This window comes from Pseudomonas sp. CGJS7 (genome assembly GCF_036961695.1).
Genome location: NZ_JBAMDI010000022.1, coordinates 56,389 through 68,840 on the forward strand (window position 1 = coordinate 56,389; position 12,452 = coordinate 68,840).

10 protein-coding genes and 1 pseudogene are annotated in these 12,452 nt (G+C 61.3%); 8 read left to right on the forward strand and 3 right to left on the reverse strand.

Features of this window, described 5'->3' with window-relative positions:
- Nucleotides 1–13: 13 nt before the first annotated feature.
- Nucleotides 14–559, forward strand: coding sequence for a cytochrome b (locus V7787_RS15765; protein WP_020193552.1), 546 nt, complete (start codon nt 14–16; stop codon nt 557–559).
- On the opposite strand, the gene V7787_RS15770 is transcribed toward V7787_RS15765, so the two are convergent.
- Both V7787_RS15770 and V7787_RS15775 read right to left on the reverse strand, forming a co-directional pair.
- Nucleotides 550–1,443: a 1-aminocyclopropane-1-carboxylate deaminase/D-cysteine desulfhydrase gene (locus tag V7787_RS15770; protein WP_064491312.1), complete on the reverse strand. Its 894-nt coding sequence runs from the start codon at nt 1,441–1,443 to the stop codon at nt 550–552. The genes V7787_RS15765 and V7787_RS15770 overlap by 10 nt on opposite strands.
- A gap of 277 nt (nt 1,444–1,720) precedes the next feature.
- Nucleotides 1,721–3,757 carry an NADPH-dependent 2,4-dienoyl-CoA reductase gene (locus V7787_RS15775; RefSeq protein ID WP_064491311.1) on the reverse strand — a complete coding sequence of 679 codons (2,037 nt, stop codon included), beginning with the start codon at nt 3,755–3,757 and terminating at the stop codon, nt 1,721–1,723.
- A 326-nt stretch (nt 3,758–4,083) separates the two neighbouring features.
- On the opposite strand from V7787_RS15775, the gene V7787_RS15780 reads away from it, so the two are divergent.
- The 7 genes and pseudogenes from V7787_RS15780 (at nt 4,084) to V7787_RS15810 (ending at nt 11,379) form a co-directional block, all read left to right on the forward strand.
- Nucleotides 4,084–5,316, forward strand: a complete 1,233-nt coding sequence (locus V7787_RS15780; protein WP_231114235.1) for a TULIP family P47-like protein — start codon at nt 4,084–4,086, stop codon at nt 5,314–5,316.
- A gap of 25 nt (nt 5,317–5,341) precedes the next feature.
- Complete coding sequence (locus tag V7787_RS15785; RefSeq protein WP_064491309.1) at nt 5,342–6,985, forward strand: TULIP family P47-like protein; 1,644 nt, start codon at nt 5,342–5,344, stop codon at nt 6,983–6,985.
- 188 nt (nt 6,986–7,173) lie between these two features.
- A complete protein-coding gene (locus tag V7787_RS15790) occupies nt 7,174–8,292 on the forward strand; it encodes a nitrilase-related carbon-nitrogen hydrolase (RefSeq protein WP_064491308.1) in 1,119 nt (372 codons plus the stop codon).
- Between the two features lie 4 nt (nt 8,293–8,296).
- Entirely contained in the window at nt 8,297–9,337 is a 1,041-nt protein-coding gene (locus tag V7787_RS15795; RefSeq protein WP_064491307.1) for an AraC family transcriptional regulator, read from the forward strand.
- Between the two features lie 510 nt (nt 9,338–9,847).
- A complete protein-coding gene (locus tag V7787_RS15800; RefSeq protein WP_231114234.1) occupies nt 9,848–10,546 on the forward strand; it encodes a phage integrase SAM-like domain-containing protein in 699 nt (232 codons plus the stop codon).
- Between the two features lie 54 nt (nt 10,547–10,600).
- On the forward strand, nt 10,601–10,780 hold the full coding sequence (locus tag V7787_RS15805; protein WP_231114233.1) for a hypothetical protein: 180 nt from the start codon (nt 10,601–10,603) through the stop codon (nt 10,778–10,780).
- Nucleotides 10,780–11,379 (forward strand): annotated as a pseudogene (locus V7787_RS15810) (cytochrome b). Before V7787_RS15805 ends, V7787_RS15810 begins: the two are co-directional and overlap by 1 nt.
- Nucleotides 11,380–11,487: 108 nt before the next feature.
- On the opposite strand, the gene V7787_RS15815 reads toward V7787_RS15810, so the two are convergent.
- Nucleotides 11,488–12,444, reverse strand: coding sequence for a LysR family transcriptional regulator (locus V7787_RS15815; protein WP_064491306.1), 957 nt, complete (start codon nt 12,442–12,444; stop codon nt 11,488–11,490).
- Between the last annotated feature and the right edge of the window lie 8 nt (nt 12,445–12,452).

Sequence of the window (12,452 nt, forward strand, 5' to 3'; positions counted from 1 at the left end):
ACGAGGACCAATCATGGTTTCATCCCCCACCACCACCCATTACGCGCGCCTGTCCATCGCCCTGCATTGGCTGATGCTGGTGCTGCTGGCCGCTGTCTATGCCCTCATCGAACTGCGTGGCCTGTTCCCCAAGGACAGCGCCGAACGCAACCTGATGAAGGACCTGCACTTCATGCTCGGGCTCAGCGTGTTCGTGCTGGTCTGGCTGCGCCTGGCCATGCGCCTGAGCCGCCCGACTCCGCCCATCGTGCCCAAACCACCGGCCTGGCAGACCGGCCTGGCGCACCTGATGCACCTGGCACTGTACCTGATGATGATCGGCCTGCCGCTGGCCGGCTGGCTGATCCTCAGTGCCGCCGACAAACCGGTGCCGTTCTTTGGCCTGGAGCTGCCCCATCTGATCGGCCCGAACCCGGACCAGGCCAAGTTCATCAAAGGCTGGCATGAGCGTATTGGCAGCTGGGGCTACTGGCTGATCGGCCTGCATGCACTGGCCGGGCTTTACCACCACTATGTGCAGCGCGACAACACGCTGTTGCGCATGCTGCCCTACAAGTAACCGCGTCGCCCCTGCAGGCCACCCGTGTGTACGAAGATCAGGCGGCTGCCGGGCTTGAACAGCCCGGCAGCGACCTGATCACGCAAGGCCAGCAGAGCCTTGCCGGTATAGAGGGCTTCGAGCGGCACGCCAGTGCGCTGCTCGCAGTCGGCGATGAACGTCAGTAGCTCATCGTCGAACTTCCCGAAACCGCCACGGCAGGCGTCGTGTAGCTGGTAGCCGTGCGTGCCGGCCAGTGCTGCCACCGTCTCCGGCACCCCATGATCCCTGGGCACTGCCAGCGCGCCATGTACGGCATGTGCACCCGCCTCGGCCAGTACAAGGCCGGCCAAGGTAGTCCCCGTTCCGGCAGCCAGCCACCAGGCGTCATGGTCCGACCAGCCCAATCCCGCGATCTGCGCGCGCGCCTGCTGCATGATCAGCGCGCAGCCCTGCGCACCGGCCAGCCCGCCGCCCCCTTCGGGGATACAGTGCCAGCCTGGGTAGCGGGCCTGCCAGGGGGCCCAGAATCCTGGCTCGTTGCGCGCACGGTAGCCGCCGTAGCCTAGCCAATGCAGTTCCATGCCCAGCGCCTGCAGGTCACGCACGGTTGGCGTGTCCTGGGCATGGCCGCGTAGCAGGCCGACGGTGGCGAAGCCGAAACGCTTGCCGGCAGCGGCCAAGGCGTGCAGATGGTTGGAATGGTTACCGCCGAGGCTGATCAGGCCTGGAGCATTGCTGGCGCCGGCCTGTTGCAGGTGGTGGCGTAGTTTGAACCACTTGTTGCCGCTGATCAGCGGGTCGATCAGGTCCAGGCGCAGAATGGCGGCCTGGACCTGGGCTTGTTCCAGCCAGGGCAAGTCCAGAAACTGCAGGGGGGCTGGGGGGAGGTCGAATACATGCATGGATCGCAGTTTACAGGGTAATCCCGCAAGCGCTTGTAATCGATGAGTCGCCCCCGCCGAGGCATCACAGTGCCAGGGTGGACGCGCATCAGTGGTTCGACACAGGCATCGACGGCCCGGTATAGACCGTCGTAGGAGCGGGTTCACCCGCGAAAGGGCCGGGCCTGCTGGCCAAATTCCACCCGCCGTTCACCGTTGCCACCGCCATCGAATTCGCGGGCATGCCCGCTCCCTCCGGTTACCGTGCAGGTATCGGGCTCACGCAGCCCCGACGCCCTCAGAGTTCAGCCGCCAACCGCGAGCCTTGGTTGATCGCCCGCTTGGCATCCAGCTCGGCCGCCACATCCGCGCCACCAATCAGGTGCACCGACTGCCCCGCCGCCACCAGCCCTTCCTGCAGCTCGCGCAGCGGATCTTGCCCGGCACAGATCACCACGTTATCCACCGCCAGCACTTGCGGTTCGCCGCCGTCCACACGAATGTGCAGGCCGGCATCGTCGATAGCCAGATACTCCACGCTGTTGAGCATCTGCACCCCCTTGTTCTTCAACCCGGTGCGGTGAATCCAGCCGGTCGTCTTGCCGAGCCCGTCACCCACCTTGGATTTCTTGCGCTGCAACAGGTACACCTGCCGCGCCGGGGCATGCGGCTCGGCCTTGATCCCGGCCACACCACCTCGCGCCTGAAGGTGGGTATCGATGCCCCACTCTTTCCAGAATGCCGCTCGGTCCTGGCTGGTGGCCACGCCCTCATGTACCAGGTACTCGGACACATCGAAGCCGATACCTCCCGCGCCAATCACGGCCACCGACTTGCCCACAGGCTTGCGCTCGAGCAGTACGTCCAGGTAGCTGAGCACCTTGGCGTGCTCCACGCCCGCAATGGCCGGGGTACGCGGGGCGATGCCGGTAGCCAGGATGATTTCATCAAAGCCGCCGCCCACCAGTGCCTGCACATCCACACGGGTATTCAGGCGCAGGTCGACGCCCGTGCTTTTGACCTTGTTGCGGAAGTAACGCAGCGTTTCGAAGAATTCTTCCTTGCCCGGCACCCGCTTGGCCACGTTGAACTGGCCACCGATCTCGCTGGCGGCGTCAAACAGGGTCACCGCGTGGCCTCGCTCGGCCGCCACGGTGGCCGCGGCCAGGCCAGCCGGGCCGGCGCCGACCACGGCAATGCGCTTCACCGTACGTACAGGCAAGTAGTTGAGTTCGGTCTCGTGGCAGGCACGCGGGTTGACCAGGCAGCTGGTCAGCTTGCCGCCGAAGGTATGATCCAGGCAGGCCTGGTTGCAGCCGATGCAGGTGTTGATTTCATCCGCGCGACCGGCAGCGGCCTTGTTGACGAAGTCCGGGTCGGCGAGAAACGGTCGGGCCATCGAGACCATGTCCGCATCGCCCTCGGCCAGCACCGCCTCGGCCACTTCCGGGGTGTTGATGCGGTTGGTGGTGATCAGCGGAATGCTCACCACGCCGCGCAACTTGGCGGTGACTTTGCTGAAGGCCGCACGCGGCACTTTGGTGGCGATGGTCGGAATACGCGCCTCGTGCCAACCGATTCCGGTGTTGATCAAGGTCGCGCCGGCCTGCTCGATGGCCTTGGCCAGCAGCTCGATCTCGTCCCAGGTGCTGCCCCCCTCGACCAGGTCGAGCATCGACAGGCGGAAGATGATGATGAAGTTAGGCCCTACCGCACCGCGTACCCGGCTGACGATTTCCACTGCCAGGCGCATGCGGTTTTCATAACTGCCGCCCCAGCGGTCGGTGCGGTGGTTGGTGTGCGCGGCGAGGAACTGGTTGATGAAGTAACCTTCCGAACCCATGATTTCGACGCCGTCGTAACCGGCACGCTGAGCCAGTAGCGCGCAGTTGACGAAGTCGGCGATCTGCTTCTCGATGCCCGCCTCATCCAGCTCTTTGGGCTTGAACGGGTTGATCGGCGCCTGGATCGCGCTAGGTGCCACCTGCCGTGGGCTGTAGGCGTAGCGCCCGGCGTGCAGGATCTGCAGGCAGATCTTGCCACCGGCGGCGTGCACCGCCTCGGTGACGATACGATGCTTTTCGGCCTCTTCCTCGGTACTGAGCTTGACTGCACCGGAATACACCCCGCCTTCATCATTGGGCGCGATGCCGCCCGTGACCATCAGGCCAACGCCACCGCGGGCGCGCTCGGCAAAGTAAGCTGCCATGCGCTCGAAGCCGCCGGGGCGCTCTTCGAGGCCGGTGTGCATCGAGCCCATCAGGGTGCGGTTGCGCAAGGTGGTAAAGCCCAGGTCCAGCGGAGCAAGCAGGTGCGGGTAGCGGTCGGCGGCCATGGAAAGGTCCCCTGATGGCGTGATCACGGATTGCGGGCACCTCACTGGGTGGCGGGCCCCGTCGTTTGTCTGCCTGCGACATTAAACAGCCGTTTGAATTGCCTCAATGATCAAAACTGACAAGTTAATGATCGCAATGAACAGCAGAGGCAGCGACTGTCGGGAAGGCTCCAGAACTTCAGCGCTATAAGGTTCGCCTGGCTTGATCGCCAAACAGTCTCCCCGCGCATTTGCCAGACAACGCGGCTCTGCCAGACTCTTCAAGCACGTTTGATCATCCACCCATGGAACGCGGCGCCTACTCAGTGCGCCCGGAGGGTTCGCTCATGCTGACAAAAGGATGGGACACCATCAGCATCGTTCGCCAGGACAGCGTGAACAGTGACCTGGCAGCCAGCTGGAACAGCCTCGACCACGAATTTTCCTACACCTCGGATGAAGGCTACGCCTGCCACGGGGTGTTCGACTGCTGGTCGGTCATCAACGGTGGCGGCGGTCGCTTGCTGCGCCTGCGCATGCCTATACGCTCAGGTTTTTTCGAGGCCAGTGGTACCAGCCGCTCGCTGGCCGGCGCGGTTGCCATCATCGAGGTCACCCTGTCGCTGTTGCCACAAGGCAACGGCCAGGTGCAGTTGAAGTCGGCCTTCCTGCACAAGGCCGGAGCCACTCAACCCCTGCTGGGCGACGAAGGCGGCTGGCTGCGCGGTATCACCCTGCAAGACCCCGACGGTTCGCTAGGTCCTTTCGCCTCCGTGGTGCTGGACTGTATCTGCACCTACCTGGTCGAGCATCCCCTACAGTTCACCCATACCTTCGCGACCATCAACTTCAGCAAAGCCACTGCCCCGGAATGGGCCAGACCGCGAAAATGTACCTATGCGTACCTCGATTCAGGTTTCCTGGCGATCATGGCCGTATGTACCGAACGCGACATCAGTGGGCTGCCACTGGATATCGATGTGTCGGGTATCAGCCAGGGTGGACAGTCGAGCTACGTGCTGTCTCCACGCATGGTCCTGGAGCATCTGGTACTGCCCGGGCTGCTTCAGCTTTACCAGGGCGCCACGGCGCAGGACTACCGCTTCGACAATACGCAAATGGTCAACATACCGACCTTGCGCATGAAGGCCATCAAATCAGGGGCGATCTGGTACACCCCCGTTGTCTTCGCCGGTTGCAACCCTGCACGAATGCTCGGTGACTTCATCACCGTCGACTATAAGGGCGACTGTGACCTGCACGCAGGTATCGACATGAAGTGGAACGGCTGGCTGAGGATGAAGCTGGTGCTCGATGGCAACACCATCAACTTCGTCAAGCAATCGTCCGACTTCAGAAAGGAAGTGCATATTCCCTGGTACCTGGCCTGGCTATCGCCCATCGTCAGCCTGATCACCCACATCGTCGCCGCTGTGATCTCCGATGACCTGATCAGCGCCATCGCCGCGCGTGGCGGCTCGGTCAAGGCCGACACCATCGATTGCGTGTCCTGGAGCAACGACACGCATACCGCTTCGTCGAGCTACCTCGCCGAGGCCCTTGTCATCAACTACGTGTGACCCCACCAACACAAGGAGCCGTATCATGAGCAATGAAAGCAAGGTCATGCTGTCCGGGTTTGCCCAACCCATCTCGCTGCGCCTCGATCACCTCAATGAAACCGCGCGCCAGACCCTGCGCGAATCGCCCCTGTACCGCAACGCGGCGCTTGTACACAGTTCCGAAGACACCTTGCGCGCCGCGCAACTACTGACCAATGCCGGAACACTGGCCAGTACGGTCACGACCAATGGCTGGGATACCGTGAGCATCTGCCGGGTCTCTGCGCTAAACCAGCGCATCGCCCTGGAAAAAACCTACCCCGCCAGCATAGACGCCGGGGTCGACAGCTTCTCGCTCAAGGCCGACTTCGACGCCTGGTCGATTACCACCGGCGGCGACGGACGCAACGTCAAGGTACGCATCCCCTTCGGCTCAGGGACATACAAGGGCCTGAACGGCAAAACCTACCAGGTCCAGGGAATGTCTGCGGATGTCTACGTCAAGCTCAGCTACTTCCCGGCACCCAATCCAGTATCGGCTTCAGACGGCACGTATGAACTGCAAGTCAACACCCAGGCAACGAACCCGGATGACCCGATCGCTGCGGTGATTGCCCTGAGGGACCCGAACAACGTCTTGAGCGGCATTGACCAGAGCGTGATGCGCGGCGTACTCGAAGACTGGCTGAACCAGCCCGAGAACCTGAAGAAGTTCGACACCCTGTTCAGTACCGTACTGATCAACAACATGGGCAAGGAAAGCGAGGAATTCAAATGGCTGCGGGCCACCTCCATGAGCTATGCCTATACCGACAAGAACAGTGAGGAAAGCAGCATCTTCGGGGTGCTGGCCATGACCAACGAGCGTGACTCCACGGGTTTGCCGAACCAGTTGCCTGCCGTGATGCTGGCTGCGGACAACAATGCCAACTTCCTCATCAGCCGGGAGATCTTCGTCAAGTACCAGTTGCTGGCGGCATTGCCGTTCATCTTCGAGGGTACCACCGCGGCCAACTTCACCCTGGATGCAGCGGGCACATCCATCACTGCCAACGACCTGAAGCTCGACAGCGTCAAGTTTGGAGCCATCACCTATCATCCCGTGGCCGAAAAGTTCGATATCAACTTCGACGAGTCCTATATCCGCACCGAATGCAAGGTACGCACCGATATTTCACCAGGTATCGTGGCCTATACCCGTATCGTCACCAAGCAGACGCTGCAACTGGGCGTCAACGACAAGGGCGAACAGGTGATGGTATATGCCATGGTCGGAGACCCGGATGTCCAGAACACGACAGACATCGCCACCTGGGTGATCGTCACCGAAGCCATTCTGGGCGCGATTGCCGCCGTAGCCACCGCGGTGGCTGGTGGCGTGGGCGGCAAGGTGATGGCGTTGATCGTCGGCATCATCGCAGCGTTGGTGGTGGCCATTGTCAGCATCGTCATCCACGTGATCATCGAGCGCGTGGTGGCGGGTGGGGTAACCAACAACATTCCGTCCATAGCGCCCATGGTCAAAGTGGCGGCGAACCAGGTCAAATGGCCATTCAGTGAACCGGATGCCTTTGTCCTGACCGACATCACCTACTCCGGTGCGCTGATATTCGGTGGCTCGCTGAAGTTGCTCGAGAAATTCTGCATCCAGGACAAACGTCTCGCCCTGGCGACGCTGGCCGCCTGACCCTGCCAACACAACCCCGGGCTCAACGCCCGGGGTTCGTTGCACGCCCATCGCCATTCCTTTGGTATGATCAAAAGTCGATTGTGCATGGATCCATGCAGTGCGCTGCTCAAACCGATCACAAGGCGCGAGATTGCGGCTGCATCGCTCCGTATGGCCACTCCACTTTTAGCGAATACCCACGCTTGATGCGAAAACTCCTGGCAAGCGCCCTGGCGCTGGTGATGATCGCCGCCCTCTGCGGCTATGGCTTCTGGACCCAACAGCGCCCGGAAGGCCACTACCTGTCCGACCTGCGCATCGAGCTGGCGCTTAACCATGGCGTGCCGGGCGAGCACGGCAACCTGCTCGGTGTCGAACCACTGCTGTACCCGGGCGACTATCAGAACCTGCAACGCCTGCACCGCAAGCTCGCAGCCTACCTGGAGCAAGCCCGCGCCCAAGGCCTGGTGAACCCGCGCACGGTGGTGGTGCTGCCGGAACACATCGGTACCTGGCTGTGGGCGCGCGGAGAGAAGAACGAGCTGTATCAAGTCACCCAGAGCCACGAAGCCCAACAATGGCTGGAACTGAGCAACCCGCTGCGTTATGGCCTCGCGGTTCTTGGCGCTGACGGCGACGACTGGCGCGCCGATGCGCACTTGCGCATGAAGGCCGAGCAGATGGCCGCAGACTACCAGCAGCTGTTCGGCGGCCTGGCCAAGGAATTTGGCGTGACCTTGGTGGCCGGTTCGATCGTGCTGCCCGAACCTTATGTGAAACAAGGCGTACTGCATACCGGCCGTGGCCCGCTGTTCAACAGCAGTGTGGTGTTTGCCGGAGACGGCTCGCTACTGGGGCAGCCCCAGCGCCAGCAATATCCCGACAGTGAAATGCGCCGCTACGTCCACCACGGCCGCCAGCACCCGCTGCAGGTCGTGCAGACCCCGGCCGGGCGCCTCGGGATACTGGTGGGCAGTGACAGCTGGTACCCGGAAAACCACCAGCAACTGACTGAACAAGCCGTACAACTGGTCGCCAACCCGGCGTTTCTCAGTGGCAAGGGCAGCTGGCAAGCACCCTGGCGGGGAAATCGCCATCAGGATGCCAGCGCCGGGCTAGCCTTGCAGCGCGGCGAAGTCAGTGAACAGACGGCTTGGCAACGCCTGACCGAAGTGGCCGGAACCGACATCAGCAGCATGAGCGTATTCATGCGCGGGCAGTTCTGGGAACAGGGCAGCGATGGCCAGGGCTTTGCCCGCCAGTCGGGCGCGTTGCTCGCCGGCCCCCCCAGCCCAGGCGCCCGCCTGTTGAATGTGTGGTTGTAAGCCCATGGCCCGCCCCCGCGTGCGCCTGGGCGAACTGTCGGTAGGTTTTGTCCAGCCTTTGAGCCAAGCCCTGCGCGAGCTGGGCCACGACCCTGAACCATTGCTGCGCCGCTACGGCCTGGACGCGCCCCGCCTGGGCGAAGCCGGCGCACGCCTGTCCATACCCCGCTACATGCACCTGGGCCACGCAGCCATCGAAATGAGTGGTGAGGCCGCTTTAGGTCTGCGTATGGGGCGCCTCAGCCGGCTGGCGCATACGGGCCTGGCCGGGGTCACTGCGGCCCAGGCCCCCACCCTGGGTGAGGCCGCGCGTACCCTGCTGCGTTTCGAGCCGCTTTACGCGGCCAACTACCGCGGCCATTCCAGCTTTGAGGAAGATGCCCAGGGCGCCTGGCTGCGCTTCTACTCCATCAGCCCCTACAACGACTACAACCGCTTTGTGGTCGACTCACTGCTGGCCGGCTGGCTGGCCCAGTTGGCCGACCTTGCCGGCACCCCGGTGCAGGCCGAACGCCTGGAGATCGAGTTTGCCGCGCCCTCCTATGCCGCGCGCTATCAACCGCTTTGCAGCACACCTGTGCAGTTCGCCGCCGACGGCAATCAGCTGCGTCTGAGCCGCGCTACCTTGCAACTGGCCAACCCCGGGCATTGCCCGAGCACCTGGCAGCACCTGTTGCAGTTGTGCGAAGCAGAGCTGCTGCAGCGCACGCGGGTGCGCAGCCTGGGTGAGCGCATCACCCACCTGCTGGGCCCGCTGCTCAATGGCGGCCGTGAACCGGACCTGGAAGAAGTGGCGCTGCACTTGCAGCTACCAAGCTGGACCTTGCGCCGCAAGCTCGCCGAGGAAGGCACGCGCTTTCGCGACCTGCTCAACGAAACCCGGCGCGACCTGGCCGAGACCTACATCCGTGACACGGCGCTGGCCTTTGGCGAGATTGCCTATCTGTTGGGGTTTGCTTCAGCCGAGGCCTTCCAGCGCGCATTCAAGCGCTGGACGGGCCTCACGCCGGGGGAGTTCCGCCGCAGCCAGCGGCAGCCGGGCTAGAGTTCGGTGGCGTCGTCGGCCGGTTCCGGGGTGTCCAGTTCGTAAGCCTGGGTTTCGAGTAGTTCTTCCTGGTATTCATCCATTGCCCTGCGTCCTCTTTGCTCATTTTGCCTTTGTAGGTATCGCCTTCAGCCTAAGCAGGTGGGATGAAGGGATGATGACAAGCTTATGATCTGGTGCGTCGCGACTGTTAGTTTTCTGTGCTATTTGCATAGTAGACGTTTCTTAGGTGGGTGCAGTAGGCGCCAGCGCTAGCCCGAACACGATTCATGCTTGTAGGGGCGCTAGCTGACTCATTGATGGAGGGTGGCGGATGGAGCTTTTGTGGAGCACCGAGGATTTGTTGATCGCTGGGCGCCCCTACCCAGGTTTTCCCATTCTGCTTTGGGATTCGATGGTCAGTGGTGAAGAGGTCAATCAGTTTTCCGACCTTACCTACTTCGCGGCGGCATAGGCCCCAAGAATTCTTGGCCTAATACTGGGCGAGTACTATTTGACTTCTTTAGTTTTTTGCAAGCGCATGAGCTTGATTGTCGAGATGTAGATCGAGGTGAGGCCATGAGCCTCGTAGCCTCTTATCGGAAACATTGCAAAGACACTTGCGGACTTTCGGTTAACACCATACGCCAACGCCTGTCATACATCTGCGCTTTCTACAATTTCGCACTGAAACAAGACTGGGTAAAGCGCCTTCCGTACAACCTTGAAGAACGCAGCACGAGGCGTGGAACAAGTTTACTTGAGCATATCAACGCAAGTGGTGGCAAGGCACGAGTTGATGATGCGATGCCGCGTAACCACAAGTCCCTCCCCAAGTATTTAAGAATTTCCGAAATAAAATCTCTACTATCCGCAGCAGACAACCACCATCACCGAATGATGATTCAGCTAGCTCTACATACAGGCCTCCGCCGCAACGAACTTTCGACATTCCCGCTGCTGTATGTGTTCGATCCGGACGAGGCAGGACGAACTGAACGCAATTTTCGCATTCGACTGGACCCTACTGATGGCAGCGGAATGCAAACCAAGGGTAGCAAAGCACGCGAAATTTTTGTCAGCCGCAAGACCATGACCGCCCTTCACCATTTATTTCAAAGATCCGCGGAGAAAGGGAAAATCCAAACAAAAATAGTAAAACACTTCTTATTAACCAGATGGGCGAGCCTTATGGCGACGACGGAAAAGGCCTCAATAGGATTATTGTAGAGATTGGCAAGCGAGCAGGAGTAAAGGTTCACACGCACATGTTGCGCCACACCTATGCAACACTGTCGCGATATCAATTTCGCCCCCACCTTGGTGCCGCCCGGTATCGCGCTGTCGAACGATCCTGTGCTGGCAGCGCGCGCGGGTATTTACTCGCTCTCTTACAATGCACGTCTACGTGAAATCGCGTTCGGCATGGCCACCGACGCCCTTGGCGAGCAGGAGCACAAGTGATGCAAGACGTACCAATCCCCCGTACGCGCAGCCCTCGGCACTTCAACCTGACCGCCAGGTTCCTGCACTGGGCAATGGCGATTGCCATCATGGCCATGCTGTTCATCGGTGTAGCCATGATGAGCTCATTAGCCCTTCGTCCCGTGTTGATCGACGTGCATCAGCCGTTGGGCATCGCAATCCTTTTCCTCGCACTGGTGCGCCTGACCAATCGCTTCTGCCAGCCGGTGCCGGCACTGCCCGCAAGTATACCCCGCTGGCAAGCCGTAGCCGCCCACCTGTCACACGGTTTGCTCTACCTATTGATGGTGGGGTTGCCAGTGCTCGGCTGGGCGGTGCGTTCGGCAGGCAACTGGCCCGTCATCCTTCTGGGCGACTGAAGCTTGCCTGCGCTGGTTCCGGAAAACCCGGTGCTCTACGCATGGCTTCGGCTGGCACATGGCGCTCTGGCATGGCTGCTGTTCGCGATCATCCTGGGACATCTGGGCGCCGCATTGATGCATGCCTGGGTACCAAGAGACGGTGTTTTCTCCAGCATGGCCCGAGGCGACAGCGAAGAACGAGCCAAAGCTGGATCCGGCTCGCGGCCCACGTCTTGATGCGGTTGAATATCCTGCGCTGGCGTTGAACCGATAGCGGTCAGCCCTGACTGGCCGCCCTCGCCTTTTGGCGCAATAACCATCACTGGTTCTACCGGGGGGCGACCGTCAGTCGCTGATGACATGCCGCTCGCAGGCAAGTCGGGTGCATTCCCTAAAAAGCTTGGCGGCAGGCCCGGGGTCACGGTTATGGGCATAAAAACAGCCGATCCCGCCGAAACGCAAGGGCGTGCCGAAGGTGAAGCTTCGAATCCCGCCCTGACCAGACAATTGCCGAGCCGTCTCCATCGGCAGCAAACCCACAGTCTTCTGGTCCTGCATCAACGCTACGTTGGTAAGCACCGACAGCGACTCGATTACATTGGCTGGCAGCGGTAAATCAGCCTCGGCAAAAAGCGCATTGACGGTACGACGTAGTAACGAGCCGGGTGGCGGCAAAATCCACGGATAGGCCTGCAAATCGGCCAAGCTCGATACGGCCTGATCGTGTAGCGGGTGTCGGCTTCCGGCAACGATCGCCAAAGACTCCTCGTAAAGCGAGTCAACGCCCAACGTCCGGCTCTCTTCCCGCCCCCGCCAGTCGTCAGGGATCCTCCCGATCACCAGGTCCACCTCACCCACTATCAAGGCGGGGAACAGTTGATCGAATTGCCCGATCCGCACCGACACCAGCACCTGCGGGGCGCGCTCCTTGAGCAGCCGTAGCGCGAGCGGCAACAACGATGCCGAGGCTGAAATTAGCGTGCCTACCACCACATGGCCTGACACCCCCTCGTGATGAGCCTGCACTTCATCAGTTAGCGCCCTAAGCTCTGCCAGCATTGCCCGGGCTCTGCGCAGCACGACCTCGCCCAGCTCCGTCAGGCGCACGCCTCGATTGCTACGTACCAGCAACGGCGCGGTGAAGTACGACTCGATCTCATGAATAACCTTGGTGACGGCAGGTTGAGTCATGTTCAATATCTGAGCGGCACGCAGTAGTGAGCCGCTCTGCACGACCTGGTCGAATACCACCAGTTGGTAGAACTTCAGCTTGCGCGAAACCGTGAGTACGCTCGATTTCATGACGTTCC